Annotated in this window: 20 protein-coding genes; 11 read left to right on the forward strand and 9 right to left on the reverse strand. The window is 44.5% G+C overall.

Going from position 1 to position 17,694, the window contains the following annotated elements; genetic code table 11:
• The first annotated feature begins 7 nt into the window (after positions 1 to 7).
• Complete coding sequence (locus LGL98_RS26115; protein ID WP_004883137.1) at positions 8 to 1,423, forward strand: DNA cytosine methyltransferase; 1,416 nt, start codon at positions 8 to 10, stop codon at positions 1,421 to 1,423.
• An 89-nt stretch (positions 1,424 to 1,512) separates the two neighbouring features.
• Here LGL98_RS26115 and LGL98_RS26120 read toward each other — a convergent pair whose 3' ends face one another.
• A complete protein-coding gene (locus tag LGL98_RS26120) occupies positions 1,513 to 2,715 on the reverse strand; it encodes a type II restriction endonuclease (protein ID WP_004883140.1) in 1,203 nt (400 codons plus the stop codon).
• Between the two features lie 579 nt (positions 2,716 to 3,294).
• Between LGL98_RS26120 and LGL98_RS26125 the strand changes: the two genes are divergently transcribed.
• Positions 3,295 to 3,543: a hypothetical protein gene (locus LGL98_RS26125; RefSeq protein ID WP_004883142.1), complete on the forward strand. Its 249-nt coding sequence runs from the start codon at positions 3,295 to 3,297 to the stop codon at positions 3,541 to 3,543.
• 27 nt (positions 3,544 to 3,570) lie between these two features.
• On the forward strand, positions 3,571 to 3,888 hold the full coding sequence (locus LGL98_RS26130) for a DUF3846 domain-containing protein (protein ID WP_004026459.1): 318 nt from the start codon (positions 3,571 to 3,573) through the stop codon (positions 3,886 to 3,888).
• 132 nt (positions 3,889 to 4,020) lie between these two features.
• On the opposite strand, the gene LGL98_RS26135 is transcribed toward LGL98_RS26130, so the two are convergent.
• The 8 genes from LGL98_RS26135 to yfaE form a co-directional block, all read right to left on the reverse strand.
• Positions 4,021 to 4,287, reverse strand: coding sequence for a hypothetical protein (locus LGL98_RS26135; RefSeq protein WP_226651953.1), 267 nt, complete (start codon positions 4,285 to 4,287; stop codon positions 4,021 to 4,023).
• A 44-nt stretch (positions 4,288 to 4,331) separates the two neighbouring features.
• A complete protein-coding gene (locus tag LGL98_RS26140) occupies positions 4,332 to 4,625 on the reverse strand; it encodes a hypothetical protein (protein ID WP_032719488.1) in 294 nt (97 codons plus the stop codon).
• 60 nt (positions 4,626 to 4,685) lie between these two features.
• A complete protein-coding gene (locus LGL98_RS26145; RefSeq protein ID WP_032719486.1) occupies positions 4,686 to 5,348 on the reverse strand; it encodes a hypothetical protein in 663 nt (220 codons plus the stop codon).
• Positions 5,349 to 5,506: 158 nt separating this feature from the next.
• The gene (locus tag LGL98_RS26150; protein WP_032719484.1) at positions 5,507 to 5,815 is read right to left on the reverse strand and encodes a hypothetical protein; all 309 of its coding nucleotides are present in this window, start codon (positions 5,813 to 5,815) and stop codon (positions 5,507 to 5,509) included.
• Positions 5,816 to 6,109: 294 nt separating this feature from the next.
• Complete coding sequence (locus LGL98_RS26155; RefSeq protein WP_077251652.1) at positions 6,110 to 6,544, reverse strand: hypothetical protein; 435 nt, start codon at positions 6,542 to 6,544, stop codon at positions 6,110 to 6,112.
• 354 nt (positions 6,545 to 6,898) lie between these two features.
• The gene (locus tag LGL98_RS26160) at positions 6,899 to 7,393 is read right to left on the reverse strand and encodes an Eac protein (protein ID WP_226651955.1); all 495 of its coding nucleotides are present in this window, start codon (positions 7,391 to 7,393) and stop codon (positions 6,899 to 6,901) included.
• A 66-nt stretch (positions 7,394 to 7,459) separates the two neighbouring features.
• Positions 7,460 to 7,678, reverse strand: coding sequence for a hypothetical protein (locus LGL98_RS26165; protein ID WP_004181834.1), 219 nt, complete (start codon positions 7,676 to 7,678; stop codon positions 7,460 to 7,462).
• Positions 7,679 to 7,713: 35 nt separating this feature from the next.
• Positions 7,714 to 7,986: a class I ribonucleotide reductase maintenance protein YfaE gene (gene yfaE / locus LGL98_RS26170; protein ID WP_016947059.1), complete on the reverse strand. Its 273-nt coding sequence runs from the start codon at positions 7,984 to 7,986 to the stop codon at positions 7,714 to 7,716.
• A 278-nt stretch (positions 7,987 to 8,264) separates the two neighbouring features.
• On the opposite strand from yfaE, the gene LGL98_RS26175 reads away from it, so the two are divergent.
• From LGL98_RS26175 to LGL98_RS26210, 8 genes are all read left to right on the forward strand, one after another.
• Entirely contained in the window at positions 8,265 to 8,576 is a 312-nt protein-coding gene (locus tag LGL98_RS26175; RefSeq protein ID WP_004181835.1) for a type II toxin-antitoxin system RelE/ParE family toxin, read from the forward strand.
• Positions 8,577 to 8,587: 11 nt separating this feature from the next.
• Positions 8,588 to 8,905, forward strand: a complete 318-nt coding sequence (locus tag LGL98_RS26180) for a hypothetical protein (protein WP_032719483.1) — start codon at positions 8,588 to 8,590, stop codon at positions 8,903 to 8,905.
• Positions 8,906 to 8,934: 29 nt separating this feature from the next.
• Positions 8,935 to 9,324 carry a hypothetical protein gene (locus LGL98_RS26185; protein WP_032719481.1) on the forward strand — a complete coding sequence of 130 codons (390 nt, stop codon included), beginning with the start codon at positions 8,935 to 8,937 and terminating at the stop codon, positions 9,322 to 9,324.
• A gap of 130 nt (positions 9,325 to 9,454) precedes the next feature.
• Entirely contained in the window at positions 9,455 to 10,213 is a 759-nt protein-coding gene (locus LGL98_RS26190) for a hypothetical protein (protein ID WP_226651957.1), read from the forward strand.
• Between the two features lie 339 nt (positions 10,214 to 10,552).
• Entirely contained in the window at positions 10,553 to 11,797 is a 1,245-nt protein-coding gene (locus LGL98_RS26195; RefSeq protein WP_032719480.1) for a site-specific DNA-methyltransferase, read from the forward strand.
• 68 nt (positions 11,798 to 11,865) lie between these two features.
• Positions 11,866 to 15,246: a hypothetical protein gene (locus tag LGL98_RS26200; protein ID WP_060612123.1), complete on the forward strand. Its 3,381-nt coding sequence runs from the start codon at positions 11,866 to 11,868 to the stop codon at positions 15,244 to 15,246.
• 9 nt (positions 15,247 to 15,255) lie between these two features.
• The gene (locus LGL98_RS26205; RefSeq protein WP_004026444.1) at positions 15,256 to 15,609 is read left to right on the forward strand and encodes a hypothetical protein; all 354 of its coding nucleotides are present in this window, start codon (positions 15,256 to 15,258) and stop codon (positions 15,607 to 15,609) included.
• A gap of 320 nt (positions 15,610 to 15,929) precedes the next feature.
• On the forward strand, positions 15,930 to 16,721 hold the full coding sequence (locus tag LGL98_RS26210; RefSeq protein ID WP_226651960.1) for an NgrC: 792 nt from the start codon (positions 15,930 to 15,932) through the stop codon (positions 16,719 to 16,721).
• Positions 16,722 to 17,694: the final 973 nt, after the last annotated feature.

Here is a 17,694-nt window from a genome sequence, read left to right on the forward strand (position 1 = left end):
GGCAATAATGTCTGAATTTGATTCCCTTGCGGAAGAGCTGGTGGAAGAGGCACGTAATGAAGAGGCCAGACAACAGCAAAGGGACCTGTCCCTGATAGGGAAAGTCCTTGAAATCTATGATCAGAAGTTTGTTGCCGAACTTTTGCGTAAGCTGGGAAATTCAGACTGGACCAGGGAGACCCTGAACCGCTGGATTAACGGGAAATGTGGGCCACGTTCACTTACCGTAACTGAGGCATCGCTTCTTGAAAGACTGCTCCCGCAGCCGCCAGCAAACCATCCCAATTATGCTTTTCGCTTCATCGATCTCTTCGCCGGTATCGGCGGTATCCGTCATGGGTTTGAAGCCATTGGCGGCCAGTGTGTTTTCACAAGTGAATGGAACAGCTATTCAGTCAAAACTTATAAAGCAAACTGGTACTGCGATCCCGAAGCGCATATCTTCAATTCGGACATCCGCGATGTGACACTCAGTCATAAGGAAGATGTCAGCGAAGAAGATGCCTACGCCCATATCGATAAATCGATACCCGATCATGATGTTCTGCTGGCTGGTTTCCCGTGTCAGCCCTTTAGCCTTGCAGGTGTGAGCAAAAAAAACTCACTTGGCCGTAAACACGGTTTTGAATGTGACACCCAGGGGACCCTATTCTTTGATGTGGCTCGTATCATCATGGCAAAAAAACCGGCCATCTTTGTACTCGAGAACGTCAAGAACCTCAAAAGCCATGATAAAGGGAAAACTTTCCGTGTCATTATGGATACCCTGAATGAGCTCGGTTACGACGTTGCTGATGCTGAAGCTACAGGTGCGGATGATCCAAAAGTTATAGATGGTAAGCATTTCATCCCTCAGCACCGGGAGCGTATTGTTCTGGTGGGCTTCAGACGTGACCTGAATTTAAGTCAGGGATTTAGCCTTGCTGACATTTCTTCGCTGTTTCCTGAAAGAAAAGTGCTGTTCAGAGAACTCCTTGACAGTGATGTTGATGATAAATACACACTAACGCCAAAGCTGTGGGATTATCTCTATAAATACGCCAAAAAACACCAAGAGAAAGGTAATGGCTTTGGCTTTGGCCTGGTTAAACCAGACGATGATAAAGCTATTTCCAGAACAATATCAGCAAGGTATCACAAAGATGGCAGTGAATCGCTTGTTGATCGTGGTTGGGATAGCGAACTCGGTGAAAAAAACTTTAATGACCCTGATAACATGGCCAGACGTCCTCGGCGTCTAACACCGCGTGAGTGTGCCCGGCTAATGGGATTTGAGCAGCCAGGGAAAGTAACTTTTCGAATCCCAGTATCCGATACCCAGGCTTACCGCCAGTTCGGAAATTCCGTCATCGTGCCGGTATTTGATGCGGTAGCGAAATTGCTGGAGTCACGGATCATCGAGGCTGTAAAGTCTCGGAAATAGTGCACTAAAAGAGCCCTGAGGGGCTCTTCATTTATCTGTGCAGGTATTGTTCTGTGCGAATAAAACATTCAATGATATTAGGGAAGACGTCAAGAATAGAGTTCCTTAATTTCATTGATAAACGCAGACAAAGACATTAACTCTCCTCTAATTTCCTCGGGAAAGGCCTTATGTAACCCTTCCGGTACAACGAGTCGTATGCCCTCAGCCTGCATTTCCCTGAACTGGGCGACAGATACGCCCTGCTGTAGGGTGAACAGGTGTACTGTATCTATTCTGTTAGCCTCATTCAGTACCTGCCGCCAGCGGTCCTTACAGGTTGTTTTTACCCCCAACATGCGTAACCGTTCTGCCGGGTAGTCAGGATCGCGATAGGCTGCACCGGAAGGGAAGATGAAATCGGGTTTTTTCTTACCTTCTGTGGTGGCCTGCGTTTCGAAGCTCGTTGCGCCGTGTTCGGTGAAAAGGGACTCAAGATGTAGCTCAAGGCTTTTCCCGGCACGAGACTTCCTTCGGTTACTCACCGAGTTAGCAAGCGTAATAAAATCATTCACAGTTGCAAAACCTTTGGCTATCTGCCCCAACACGTGCAGTTCCTCAACGGCAAGGAAAATTTCAAACTCAATTTTTCTTCTTCGCGTCAGTTGAGTATCCGGATCGCTTGTCTTTTTATCGTAATGGCATGCAGCAAAACCAATAATTTCCCTGCCTGAAGGGAAATAGTGATTCCATTCCGGTGGTAACTTATACTTTGTTCTTCCTGGAGGGGTCTCTGTAACGAACCCTCCAATTATTTTGTCTCCAGGGCCAAATATTGTTGCTCCCGGGATAACTTCACCAATTATTGGTTCAAGAATCTCTTCCTCGCTCAGGTCTTTGCACACCCAGACATCACAATAACTGGAAGATGTTCCTGGCATATGATCGAAGGCGAGAAGTGCCAGAGCGCCGGTATTCTCCGGATTCTGGAGAGGATTTTGTTTACCAAAACCCGTCAGACGCTTTTCATCACGGGTGCCGCCGAAAAATTTATTGTTGTAGTAAATGGCCCTTACATCATTTAGGTCAGGACAATCAGGATGAGATGACACATGAACGGAAAAAAGAGCTTCGGGATTTCTTAACTGAGTATCACGGAGGGAGGGGAACAGCTCATCAATGACGGCTCCCGGCATGTAAAGACCAGACTGGTGGGATTTTGTAGCGCCGGTATCGTTAGCGGATAAGCGCTTAACGAATACCCAAACATTCGCAGAACACTTTGTTTGCAACCACTCCGCCAGAAGACTCATTCAAACCACTCCACCATAAACACTCACTGTTTATGAGCGATGTTACGCATCCTGAGGTAAGAAGCAAGTCTAAAGAGACTGAGCAAGGCAGCAGGGAAGGAATTTTTAACTATGAATCCACTTTTATGATCAGAAGGTTATGCATAAAAACATTCAAACACCATTACTGAATGATTTATTTAATCACTAGTTATCTGAAGAAATGTTATCACTATCTTAACATTACATACATAAATTAATTTACATCTGAAAATGATAATGGAATTAATAACAAACAACATTGTGTAATTTCCTTCTTATAATTTTCCACTGTTTATGAGATGTGTCCCCCTCTTTAATTCAAAATTAGCCGCCTAAAGAAATTTAAGGGATTGACGAAGCGACTTTAAATGCAAGAATAGATATGCACGTTGTTCTTAGTAATGAAAGATACATAGGAAAGAGCTGTGATTTCGTTCTTAAAGGTCAACATAGTGCGTACAAAATATGTTTTATTACAATCAAAATGCGGGATTTCATTGACTAAACATTTATATGTGGAAAAATAGATTCATCCCGTATCACTCAAAAAGGTAACATATGATAATCCGTGACAAGATTACCGCAGAATTGAATTACCAGGCATCTGTAGAAGGAGAGACGGGTAATATAAAAATGTGTCGTATTATTCTGGGGGCTGTGAACAACATGGTTGTTTACAATACAATGGTAAAGGTAAAGAAAGCACCAGGTTCTGACTCAAAAACCGACGATGAACAGTATTTCCACTATGTAAAGCCCTGGGTGGTTCCGTTCATTGAAAAAATGCATGCAGTCAATGACAAATGAATGCAGCATAACTGAAAGGAACAACTCATGGCATTACTGATATCAGCAGACGATCGCATTACAAGGCTATGCCCTCTGGACATGGAAGGTAGCCGTGATAATGACGGTGCATTCTCGCTTGCAGATATGCAACAACTGGTCGGTGGTTACATTGAAGCTGTGAAGCTCAACCCTGTAATCGTTCATGAAAACATTCGATATTGCTGGTTGATTATTAATGAAGAAGGAAAGCTTCTATCCTTACCAGTAAATAAAAATGCAACTCTTCTGGTTAAAAGCGTTATCAGCCCTGGCGACTATATAGTAGGAAATGCGTTGATGCTCGAAGAAACCGAATTTCAATAGCGTAACACCATGGCTTTGAATGTTTTTTTATGAAGTTTTGGTCTTTATATTAGCCTGTCATTGACAGGCTTTTTTATAAAAATCATGGTTTTGGGATTTAATCCAAGTGCAAGCAGAAAGTTACTTTCTTTTTTACGTTCCTGAGGAAATATTTAGAGCTAATATATCAGGTTTAACATTAACCAGTTGCAATAAACATTCTCTATGGCCATATGTGCTACCTCCGGATTTATCGATATAGACTTCACCATTAGCTCTCTTTCTTTCCCTTCCGTAACGTGCTGCGTATGCTTCTGGCATATTTTTTGAGCAAATCTCGCAAGGCCCCAGGTAGTCACTACTCCGACCCGTTGCTCTGGTGACTTTAACCATACGACCTGTCGGTTCATTTTGAATCATTACAATCCCCCCCATCTTATCTAAATGAAATATAGGATTCGTGCCTACCCATTAAAATAGTTAAAAATTAGCAAGCCAAACACACCAAATACACTAAAATAGAACGTAGCAACAATGATTCTGGCAGACACAGTAGGTGTCATCCTTGCATTGAATGCACAGATGAAAAGCGCAATGGTTGCAACAGTTTTTATAATGTAGCCTGGAAATACATTGCTTTCGCCAATAATCTTGCCGACTTGTGAGCTTAACAGGCAAAAAATGAGAATAACCAGCGGGCTCAACCATTTTTGGTTTCGACTAAAGTAAGAATCACTTTTTTTGTTTTGCATACTCATATATTTTTTCCTTTTTTTGAATGGTATTCTGCTGAAATCATCTGATTTGTTGTTAAAAAGTTACTTTTTGCGAGTCGTGTTCTTGCATGCGATAAAAACAAGCAGACCAACCACACAAATTGTGAGGAAGAACGCTTTCAATTGGCTCCTGAGATCATCCATTGCTTGAGATTCGTTTAACGGCGTCGTTCTAGGAAGATCGTTGTTCTCAATGTCGACTTTTAGCTTTTGAGCGTCTGCACCCAAATCCTCCACCATTAACTCAATCATGTCATTTTTTGTTGATTTTAAAACATTTGCTTCGGCAGTTATATTTTTAGAGATGACCGCATCATGGCTTTGTTTTTGGCTTTCAAGTATAGAGATCAGACGCTGAATGCTAGAATTCAACTCTTCGCTGGATGAGTTGTTTTTATTCAATGATGAGATCAGTTGATCGATTTTTTCTTGTTCAAGTTTGTTCTTCAGCTGCATGAATATATTATTGGTCAGTTCCTCCTGACTTTGATTAAGCACGTTGTGCTCAGATATTTTTGCAGAAGTAGTGTTTCTTTCATTAATCAGATCAGTTAAGTGGTTCAACCCCGGTAAATCGCTAGACTCAAATTTATCATTGGCTGGTTCATCAATACTGCTGGCAAAGCTACCAGGGCTCATGAATGCAGTCAGAAGAATGACTGGCAGGGATGACCGAAAGAAGGGAGAAAATTTCGAGGATTTCATAAAAATAGCCTGAGTAGTAGAGAAAGTGGTCTATCTATCGTACAGGCCAGTTAAGTTACTTTTCTGATTTAAATGCTCATAAACAAGGTTTAAATATTTTTTTTTGCAAACGGATAACCAGAGGTATGCCCCAGGGACATAGAGGGGCACAAATCTGCTCAGCATCCCATCATCCGTTCCATTTTTTCCATTTGGCTCAGCTCATCCAGTTCACGCTGTTCACGCCGTCTTTCCACTAACGCTCTTTTTTCGCCGAAAGACATCTCGCGGATATTTGGAACTTTCACTTTCCCGCTGCCTTTACAGGTAGTGCAAAGGACATCATAGGCACCGTTAACGATCCTTTGCCGTTCCTCTGGCTCAATATCGTAAAGTTCAGAGTTGGTAAAACCATCTGAAAATGCAGGGTTGTCCATGCTACCGTGGCCATCACAGTGATGGCAAATTACCCAATAAAAGTTTCCCATAATGCCTTCCTCAATCTGCTGTTACACCACTCATCGTATGTTTTTAGCGGCTTATCGGTGGTTACGTCATTACACTTACAATTATATGCCGTAGGAGGAACATATTTTGCAATCACATCTATGTGGTGGCTCATGTTTTTCAAAGCACGTCAATGTATGCAGTCTGAGCGGAGGAATACGGCGAAATACGGTATGACCGCAGCTAAGTCGTAAGACCCAGATCCTGCCTCCTCTTTCTCCAGTTGTGATGTCAATGTGTACAACATCCCTCCAGACCTTTTTCATTTTGGTTTCTTATCCAGGCTTTTTGCTGTTTTTATCAAAGGGAGGATCAATTACCATATCCGCAGCTTTGTCCCACTCACTTGGGGTCACAGCTCCCGTCAGGTACGCAATCCTCATACCTATTGTAGGTCTGCCCGCTTTCATGAGATACGCCGCTGCACCTGCACACATAGCATCTTTCGTTGAAGGGGTGTACAAGCCATCTTCAAATTGCCCGCCAGCAATAGAATGTACAATTTTATGGCAGTAAAAGGTTGTGTGATCATCTTTTAGCAGGGTATCGATAATGGACGATAGACGACCAGGGCTCAGATGGATGGCCCCTTCTTTCCTGAAAGGGCAGTTAGCACAGGGCATCTTTAACCGAAACATATCTTTGATGCGGAAATGCCCCCCAGCACCCAAGGTTGTTGGTTCGATACTGCCTGTTTTATCTTTTTGCATACTTGCACCAACCTTGATAAACGAAAATTGCTTGTGATTGCAGTCAGCGATCTGAGCACCGTTCCTCTTTTCTCTCTTCTGAATCGTCCCAGCAGTGTTCTGATATCGCTCTAGTGACAGCAACTGAGTTGTCTTCAGCTAAAACATGATAATCAGCAAACCTAAAGTTATCACACAGTATTACTGTGTAACGCTTCATTTTTGCTCCTCAGATCTGAGATCTGCAACCTAAACAAGATGGGGGTGTGTTATGTCGTAAAACTGTCCATAAGTTAGTTTCTTGAAGTTTGGGGGGATGATAACTGGTTTATTATACCCATCATTCCTGTTAGGTATGGCGAAAGCTAATGCATCCTACCTTCCAGAGATTGTACCACCGTAAGTTGTCAGGATAGCTGTAGCGAAAGGGCGATTGGCCACTGGTCCACCGTGGGCGCTGTGCATGATGCCAAAATGATTAATTATGTATGAAGACCAGCATGGGAAAGGACCGAGTTTGTTATTAACATTTTTAATAATTACATCGAGTTTTTTGTTGAATTCACGCCCATCCGATGTATTTCCTTTCCCCCGGGCTACAATCACCGGTACCTTATCCATATAGCTTCGTCTTTTGATCGTGATTTCGCACGGGAATTTGTGATCTGCTTTCCAGACGAATGACTGTATTTTATCCCCCTTATCACCAAAACTCTGGGAGTCGACCCAGCCTACGGCTTCAACGAGTGTCATGGCTTCTTTAATTAATTCTGACCGCTTCTGTGAAATCGGCTCGAAGGACTCAATTAGAGCCTGAACCTCTGGCCCTTCCACAATATAGTAATCATAAAACTTCACATGGTCGGACATTGTGCTTTCCTTTTAATAATATTGGTTTGGATGCCATCAAAGAAAGTTACTTTCCGTGCGTCTAGTCTAGAGGCCTAGTACCTCTTTCATTTGCTTTTGCGTTCTGATGGCTTTTGCCAGCGTTAGATCAACATCTCCCCTGTATCCCGTACCATCAGGTAAAATAACCAGACGCACCATTTTTCTGTTAGGTTTACAAATCTCTATCCTGTCTCCTTTGCGAAATACAGAGTATCCTTTTTTACTTGCCTCAGAGACTAATTTTTCAATGCCTTTACTTGCCATAAGTTAGCCTTACTCGGATTGAATCAGTATTAAAATTAAATATACAGTACCAGGAGGCCACAAGGTCGACAACAGCAAGGCAAAATTTCATCCTGTCCAACATAAGCCAGCGGGTCATTATCATACTTCACTTCACCCGATTTTTTCTTGAGTCGACATGCACCGCAATAACCAGAACGGCATTGTGATTCCACCTGGATGCCTGCTGATTCCAGTTGTTCCAAGATAGTAGTAACGGCATCTTCGCCAGTTATAACTGCCTCACTCTGTTCGGTAGAAACAATCTGACAATTAAAGTTAGCTGACATAACGCCCCCTTGGTAGTTGGTTCATTATATCACTTCCAGATGCCACCATAACCCCCTTAATTATTTGGCAACAGAAAAAAAACCTTAGATAATACACCTCGTCATAAACAGCCAAAAATAACCACTTGGGGTTTTCCTCAAAAAAACAAATTGAAAACACCCCACCCAAAAACTGCGAATGTTTTTGAAATATCACTCACCTTTTCTCTTCTAAATTTAAAATGACCTCTTGTCGTAGCGTTTTAATATGCAATCATATTCATAACAAAGGAGGAAATATGATTCATTCATTTGAAGAAAAAAATCTTGAGAAGTTATTTACGAGCGGGAAATCGCAGTCAGGGCTTCCTACGGATATTACTAACAGTCTTAAAAGAGCCCTTAATGAGTTACACGCTGCGGGAAGCGAAGCCGACCTGATCCGTCTTAAAAGCCGTAACTATGAAAAAATCCACCATACGCGGTTACGCGAACGTGAAAGGGCGGGCGATATGTCCTCTATCCGCGTGTCTTCAAAATACCGCCTGCTGTTTACGTGGGCCAATGGTGGGGCTAATCGGGTCAAACTTACCGCTCATGCCCATGCTTAAGGAATTGTTGAATGCACCATGTAGCAGAGCATCCTGAGGAAGAAATCAGGGCTATCGAGTTATATACATTGTTGGGCCGGGAAGGCGTGCAGGTGCGTCTGAACAGTCTCTCTGTTAAGGCTACATCTCGTTGGGAGCAAGCTCTACCTTTGCCTCCTGATTTTACGGGGACACCATTTGATTTTCTGACGGATGCTGAACGCGAAGAAAGGCATCTTTTGTTAATCGGACAGATGCTCTGCATTGATGAACAGGCAGAGGCCCGCGAGCGTATCAAACAGCGTTTAGCTAGTCGTAGGAAAGGTAGCAGCCAGCAAAATGCTGACTGAACCACTCGAAGCAAATATATGGGACGACAATGTTAGAGAAAATTTATTACCTTGCCCTTTTTCTGATTGCGATTTGCATTATTCGCGGTTTCATTTTCGCATGGAGCAGACGCAGTCCATTGGCCCTGACGTTGACCATCAGTGCCCTGGTGATTTGTCTGGCTTTCCATACTCTGGATAACTCCGTAGCAACAGGTATGGATCAGATATTATCCGGTACACGGGACTTTACACAGTGTGACTTCATTGACCAGCAATCAGCTGAAATCAGCGGTCGTGGCTATCCGGTCGTTGTCCTAATGTGCGATGACGGTCAACAGGTTGTTAATGCTGACGTTTACTCACGACAGCTGATGCAGAATCAGGATTGCAACACGTTCAGGGGGGTGACAAGTTGTCACTTACTGCCAGAAAAGTAACTTTCGATAAAAATAATTATCCGCTGCGGCATTTGTAGCGGTTATGCGAGGAAGCTTACTTTCAAATCTGATAATCTTTCTGAAGTAAACATGCAGCGAACGAAAAACCTTATTAATCATAGAGAAAACAATGAATTTCAACGACGAGAAGAATAATGCCAGCGACAAACATGCAGATGATCCTGTGCAATCAGGACAGAGCGAACAAAACACAATTAGGATTCTTAAACCAGGATCAAATAACGACCTGATTGACCAACTTCGTGGTGGGCCTCTGGACAAAACATCCGTTAACTATGAATACCACTCACCGGATCCTACTGAAACTGCCCAACGTCTTGCTTTAATTAATTATTTGTGTGCCGGAGAAGAAAAAATGGTGCCTTTTAATCCTGTTAATTTGCTTCAAATTATGTCATCTCACAAGATGGAGACAGATGATGTTGCGCTAATCGCCGGTACCGATTCTGTTGCAGTGGAGTCCTGGTTCCAGGATGGGGTCGCCAGTGAGACAGCACTGCACAACATCGCATGTGCGGTCGGGGTATCGACGGAATGGATTCGGGGCTTTGTCTCCGGTAAGGATGAAACCCTTAAGGCAAACAGTGAAGGCCTGACGAAAGAATTGCAGAATCTTCCCCCTGAAGAAATCGCCGTTCTGGCAAAAAGCTTCAGTTTGCGTTTGAAAGAAATCAGCGAACTCGATAACAAGCAGCAGAGCCCAGCCGGGTCGATCGTCTCACTTAATGAGGTTTACAATAGTGATACCGAAGAGCTCCTTGCTATTTATCGGCTAATGCCTGAAACAGAAAGACAAAATCTATATCGCGTTGTTTGTTTAAGACACAAAGAACTATCACGACTTTACGAAAAATTTATTAAATCTTAACAACAGATTTAATAATGCAGTCTGGCTCCGGAAGTGGACATTTGGTTGCAGGTGTCCATTTTTTATTTACACCTGCTTGTTTTCAAGGGAGTTCACAATTAGAAATAAACACTGGAACATCACAAGTAATCTGCATTTAAAATACCCCCCCTTAGTCAGGGACTATGATATTGCAATCAAAGAAAAATGGTTTTCCGGGGGGGTAACCACACTCAAACATTGGATGTTTATTAACTAAATATGTCCTTTCCGTATTATTTTTGATTCTGATGAAATTCGCCCCTGGCATTCAAGATTAAATATGAGATAATGATTGCACGAATTTCACAGGGGTATGTTATGTCTCTTCTGAATCTGGATTTAATTGAAGCCATTTACTCTGATGCCGAGCGTGAACTCACCAATGATGAGTTATATAGGGAGGTACAGTCCCGCCTTTCAATTTCAGATAATGATTTCAATAAAAAAGAAAAATTCGGTTTGGCCGGTGTGCCGCATAACAAAATAAAACACCGTATCCGTTGGTTCCAACAGACGCTAAAAGCTATGAACGTCATTGAGCGTATAAGCTCAGGCCGTTCTCTATGGCGCCACTGTCGGAAAAACAAGTCAGGGCTTTCCGAAGTCAGGGAAGGGGCTTGTTTAGTGGCATTCAGTACAGATCTCGGCGTAGCGATTTTAGGAAATTCGACAATGGTGTTACCGGGCAATACCGAGCCGGTTCATCTCTGCCTGACTTCTCCACCTTATCCGCTCAGAAAGCAGCGGGATTATGCCGCAGCCTTCAAAAACGACAGTGACTATATTGATTTCATCGTGGAAGCCATTAGACCAATCGCCCGCCAGCTGGTTAACGGTGGTTCTGTTGTGCTGAATATCGGTCAGGATATTTTTAATCCGGGTCAGCCTTCTCGTTCCCTCTACCCTGAGCGCCTATTACTGGCCTTGTGCGAGAAACTAGACCTCTACCTGATGGACCGGGTGCCGTGGGTGAATATGAGCAAACCACCCTCACCGACATATTGGGCCTGCCGTAAGAAAGTTCAGCTGCTGGCCGGTCATGAAATGATTTTCTGGCTGACCAATAATCCTGATGCTGTCCGCTCCTGTAACCAGCGCGTTTTGCAGCCCCACACTGAGAGCCACAGCGCGTTGGTTGCCAGAGGCGGAGAGAACCGTACGACCATCTACGGTGACGGTGCCCATGTCGTGAAACCAGGGGCCTTTTCTCAATCCACTGACGGGGCTATTCCCAAAAATGTAATAATCCGAGGCCATGCATGTGCTGACACTCGCCGGTTTCATCAGGAGGCTAAACGCTTAGGGCTTCCTGCTCATGGGGCGATGTTCCCTACGGCCATCCCCGATTTTTTCATACGGTTCCTGACGGAGGAAAACGAGCTTGTTGTTGATCCTTTTGCCGGTTCTCTCAAGACAGGCCTGGCCGCCGAGCGGCTCAACCGCAGATGGATGTGTTTTGATAGTATTCTGGAATGGTTACGAATTTCAGCCACCGGCTTTTTTTCTGACTTCCCGGGATTTGAGATGAACCCGATTATTGATAACGGTGAGTTGTTCGCGTAAGCGGCCGTTACGAATAAACATTATTCACTCTGTCTTTTGCGGAGTGAACGATCACAGGAGATGGCGATATGCCTGACATTATCCCGCACCAACAACAGCCGGAACGTCTTCATAAATTTCACTCCCTCAAGGGAGGGCAATACTGGCGCGCAAAAAACGATATTCCTGAGCAATGTATTGAACAGGATGAAGTGTTGCTGATTGAGTCGCTCCGCTGGGTTGATAATGCACTCCATACTGTGATCCTCCGCACCCATCCGTCAAAATACGGCAAAGACTTTGTTTTCAAATTTACCGATGCTGCTGGCCGTAGCTGCCACACCACGAAATCGTTTAAAGAGCATCGATTTCTGTTTAATGACTTTCTGGATAAATTTGAATTTGCAGATGATGGGCAGGATATCCGGAGCCAGGAACTGCTTGCAGCTCAAAACCGGGTTAGCCAGCTGACTCAGCAAATGACCGAAACCATGTCTGATCCTGAAGCACTGCGTACGGAACTCCTCGGCAGGGTTGAAGCAAAGAAAGCCAGTTCATCGACGCCAGGCGATGACAAAAAGCAACTTCCTATGGTTATGGAGCTGTCTTCATCAACTGAGATAGCGTCTCTTGGCACAGCTCTGTCATCAGGTATCGATGAAGCCAAAATAGCACAGCTCCAGCAGGCTGTTGAGTTCAGACATGAAATCGCACAGGCGCAAATCGACTGGATTAAAGAAAAGAATAATGCGATTTCGAGAGCCGTCATGGCTATTACTCCCTATCTGGAAGAGTCGGCTGCCGCCCAGCTTGCCATTGCCGAAGAAAGTCGCGAAACGCTGAATAAACTGATGGACGGTATAAAGTCCCTTGACCTCTACATCGGGAAAGATGTGGTGGTGAACACTATCAGGGAGGGTGAATCAGCACCGCCACACATTCCCTTGACGTTCGTACAGCGTAAGCTGGCCGTCGATGAGGAAACGGCTGTTTTTCTCGATATAGGAGAATGGTTTGATTTTGAAAAGTTGCCACTTTTTTTCCATGCATTAAACAACCATCCAGGGCTGGTGGAGCAGATCTTCCCGTCACAGCGCTGCGTGGTATGTATGACCACTACCCGTCGCTATATTGATTATCAGGACCGTTGGGCTAACTGGGAGCTCAATGCAAAAAACCAGACGGTCTTTCTGATGGTTCGGGACGGCGAACGGCTGTTCCAGGTTTACTCTGGAGTAGAGTCTCACCTCGGCGCTCATACACTTTTTCCAACCACCGATGAACAGGGAAATATCTTTCGAGGCATTGACGGTTCGCAGGTTACGTTCAATGACGTGTCATACACTGACAAGCTTAAAGCGCATGAGATGGTTGCTCTGCATTATTACCGGTTTCTTATCCTGTGCTGCGGGCTCGACCACCGGCTTAAGCTGTTTGGCGAGTTCTACGACCCTCAGGACCGCTTAAGTTTCGTCTCTATGGCGTTCCAGGAGAAGTATTGTCGATTCATTTATGATCATGATGGTACTGGCCTTCTGGACGATCCTGATGCGAAAGTGCGCCCCTCTATTGAGGAGTATATAACCCAGGCCAATAGCCATTTGCGCTCAGGTTCAAGGGTGTTCTGCGAATGGAGAGCTGTTTGTACACCAAATACCGCGCCGGGCGTTGTGAAAGTCGATACTGGTACCAGTTACCGATCCTATTATTTTACCGCCGATTTCATCAATGATGAGGGAATGGCGGTGGCCTTTACCCGCAACAATGAGATTTGCGTGGAGGTTCCGGTCAAAAAAGATATCTACCGTCGCACCCGGGCTAATGATGTACGTGAATTTAATGCGAAAGTATCCCTCACTAATTTTCAGCGTGATCCGTGGGATGACGCCTGCAGCGTGGGATTCCTCTGTCTGGACGCGGTTAAAGCCGATGATCTGGATTATTACATCCACAGCCGTTCCAGCCGTAAAAATTTTATGTACTACATAAAGCTCTTCAAACGCCTTTCAGCTGTCCTGAGAGCGGAAGAAGAGCAGGAGAAGCCCTATCGGCAAAAGCTCATCAGAGCGCTGGTGGATGGCAACATAGGCACTAAAACTAATCGTGCTGAAATCGTCGACAAGACAGTCATCACCTGGCGGGCGGACAAAAAAGGTCAGCCGCTTAGTGAAGGAATTGACAACGAGAAAAGCTGGAAAGCATTACTTGGCATGATGGACCTGATCGCCTGGCGCGGTTTGAGCCATAGAGAGGCTGCAGTGGAGATGGCCATCTCCCGGGGTAGCAAACCGTTACGTCTTATAGTCACGACAAATGCCAGACTGGCTCTGTATGTTACCCCTACAGCCGAGGAACGTGACGATCGCGTGGAAAAACATAAGTGGGCCATGCTGCTGACCTTTAAAATGTCAGCAAAAGGGCTGACTCTTGATTCCAGCAAACCTGCGTTGCTAAGCAAAAATAGTGTTTGCGAAACAACCCTCTATGAATGGCCGGAGGCCAATGAGTGGAAAGGGTTGAAATCAGTGTTCTCCAGCTTTCACGAAAAGCAAAGAGCGTTTGAATATATTGAGACAGGCAAAGAGGACCTCCGAAAACTGTCTCCGGCTAACCCCTCAGAATTTGAGGCTGGGGTACGTGAATGGATGACGGCCTACTGCGAAATGAATGATTACCGCAAAACCGGGGGCCAGGTGCAGCAGCCGAGATTGATGATACCGGTAGGCATCTACATTAACCGGGGAGACTGGCAGTATATCTACGTCACAACAGAAAGTGAGGCCGCTGGGTATTTTTATCACAACAGCAGCGAACGCCTGAAAAAGGAACTTTATCAGGAATATGTTTCACGCTTTGCTCACCCGGAAGGAAAGCTCGAAAGGCTTGAAACTAGGGGGAACAGGCTGGCATTGGGCATGACGAACAGAACTCCCGACATCGGCATGTTCTGTGCAGATCGCAATGTTGAAATGGATAGCGTGAATTATGGACCTTTATCTTACAGCGCCTACAGCCAGCTTCAGCGAATTGAAAACCGATTGTTTTTTGTCCTCGCTGAAGCGGAACGCGGGTTACATCGCAGGATTTATATTGCCGATAACCTTAAAAGCGATAATGGTGAGTTTATCATAGATAAACTCCTTGGTTCTTCACATCTACAGGTGCAGTCTGCCGTTGATGTATTCGAAGTCATTCTACCTAAGTCGTTGTCAGAAGGGCCGCTGCCGGTAATCAAATCGAGTGGTGAAATCTACCGTATTCACCACTGGTTTGATATCTGTCCAAAAGGCGCTGAGGCTAATGTTTCATTGAGCAATATCGAGGCACCAGTAAATAAGGTTACCAGACACAGTTTCGATAGCAGGGAGGCGGCAATCATGCATATCCTGATGCAGAAGGAAACCGTTAAGAAAAGTGTCTCCGGAGACAGATCAAACACGCCAGAAGGCGTTGACGAAAGGTGGTATTAGGGGAGCTTTATGTTTAGCAAGTTCTTTGTTTTGACCAGTATTGTTGTTTGGATTATGCCGGTGATGACTATCGCTGGCGCAATTTTCCGTAAGGACCTGTTAACCCGAAAAGAATGGATTTTTCTCGTTTTCTTTAGCATTGTCGGTGCATCCTACGTTTCTTATTCCAGCTGGCAGGACAGGAACATAGGCCTGGTGCCAATAGGGAAAGAATATTTATCTTGCCAGTTAAAATCGCGTAATGAACCCGACCCCGAAACTTTCAGGACTGTGACCCTTGATTGTGGCGGAGAAGAAAAAATGGCTAAAGAGGAATTGTATGATGCAGCTGTAAAAGCCGCCATAAAATACGGTTACGAGTAAATCATCAAGAACCACTTTTCTCCATTTTACCCCTCTGCAATTTAGTATTTCGTTCTATCCACCAGCACAGGCCCACGGTCCCGGTAAACCCGGAACCGGGACCTGTGCCGTGAGACCACTTTAGACGGGTCACATCACTTCAAAGGGAAGCTGTCGCCGTCTCAGTCACCCGGTCTCAAAATTTTTACAGGCATTCAGCCTGCAAAAACTTTGAGCTGCGGCTTCCTTCTCCGCCCTTTTTCGTTCTGTTTTCCCCGTCTGCGTTTGTCTCACGGCACAGGTCAGGCCGCACACAATCCTAAATTGCAGGAGAATACGCTATGAATGCTTTTAATAATCTGTTTAACCGTCACTGTCAAAACACTCTGCTGGCTCGCGGATGGCCTGCCGATATGGAACTGAACTATTCATTAGCTTACTGCCAGGGAGATGGTGTGGCATTTTACGGCGTGCTGCATGACAAAGAAATATTGTCCTTATTGGCTGGTCTGGTGAAATATAATCATATCACTGCAAAACTGGCAGAAGAGGTTGCCGAAGTAATCAAAGACAGCGAAACAAAACTCATCCTTGAACGCAACGGTTTTGGGTACCGATATTCTCATGCAAATACCATCCGAGTCCTGTTAGAAAATTACCCGGAAGATATCGGATATGAAAATCGCTTTTATGACGTTCTGGATAGTATCCAGGGGAGCATTGAGGAGATATGTAGCACGCTTGAAAATGACGGTTATAAAATCCATGAAAATATGAGCCCTTCCTATGCAGGCGACCTTGTTATGTCACGTGCCACAGCTAATTTCGAAATCATTGTAACCGAAAGCGAAGAGGAATTTTGGGACACATCAGATGCCTGGGATGATGAATGTAAAGATTTATACATAGCTGATCTTCTTACCGGGAGATATGAACTGAAGAATCTTGAAATAATCGTGAGGGGAAGAACCACAGGAAAGGTATACGGACAACATTACGCCGAACTGGTTTCAATTAACAAAAATAGTCCGGTGCGACGTTGGTTTGACCGCGATTGGTTAAGGTTAGCATTTGAGGAAGCGCGGGTAAAAATTGAAGATAGCCGTAAGGAACTTACAAACATAAGGTTATAGTTTCTCCAATGAGGGGCTGCAGCAGTGCAGCCCCAACCTTTCAGGTGACCGTCCCAGGAGTAGTGCGATTCATGGTCCGGTGGGTTCAGAAAACATTGCCAGATAGCGTTTGCTGTCTTCTGCGCCCCTTGCTGTACGAGATCTAAGGCCCGAACCATAGCTTTCGTAGCTACGTTTATCCTTGAAAGAACCATTTTCTAACGACATCAAACCATCCACAAAAGCCCAATTTTTGGATTATCGTCCGGAAGCGATCGTGCTCAGGATCACGCGGATCCTTTTCTGGATCGTTAAGGGTAAAACCTTTCAGTTAGTTCAGCCTGCTAGTTAACTAGCCTCTCAGAGGCCCGTAATCGCTCTCAGAAGCCGTTTCTTAGAAAAATGGTACCTACCTACGTATAATATTTGCGACTAATCCTGGTGTGTTTGACGACCATTCTGCGCTGGATCCGATCATTACCACTGTTCGAGGTACCGAAACTCAACCACCAGCACTACCCTGCAGAGAGGCAACACCCACTGGTTTTGTTCTTATCATACTAATAAATAACGAATTATTAAACTGTATGACAGTGATCTACGTTATGTCTTCGGCATATTTGTTGTTGTTTATTCCGATCTGGGATCCAGCTTCGGTAAGAGTTAGGGGTCAAATCCCCTAAAAGGAGAGAAATGCTGTGTTTGTAAACGATTTTGTGGGTCCAGCCACTTATCCCCGTTATCCACACCCTATAACCAATAATTGATCCCAATATGATCCTAGATCTAACCCATAAAAACCAAAAGGATCCCCGGCGCTGTATCCAATTGAATTATATAAGAAAATCGACACTTTTGATTAACCGTCGTACGTGTTTTTGTTAATGTTCATATGGAGTTTCATTAATGTATGAATGATTTTAGTTAACAGTCGTATGCTGGATGATCTACAGTAATGGGATTCAACATTAACGGTCGTATGTTTAGGATAGGA

This window comes from Klebsiella africana, from assembly GCF_020526085.1.
Classification (GTDB): Bacteria; Pseudomonadota; Gammaproteobacteria; order Enterobacterales; family Enterobacteriaceae; genus Klebsiella; species Klebsiella africana.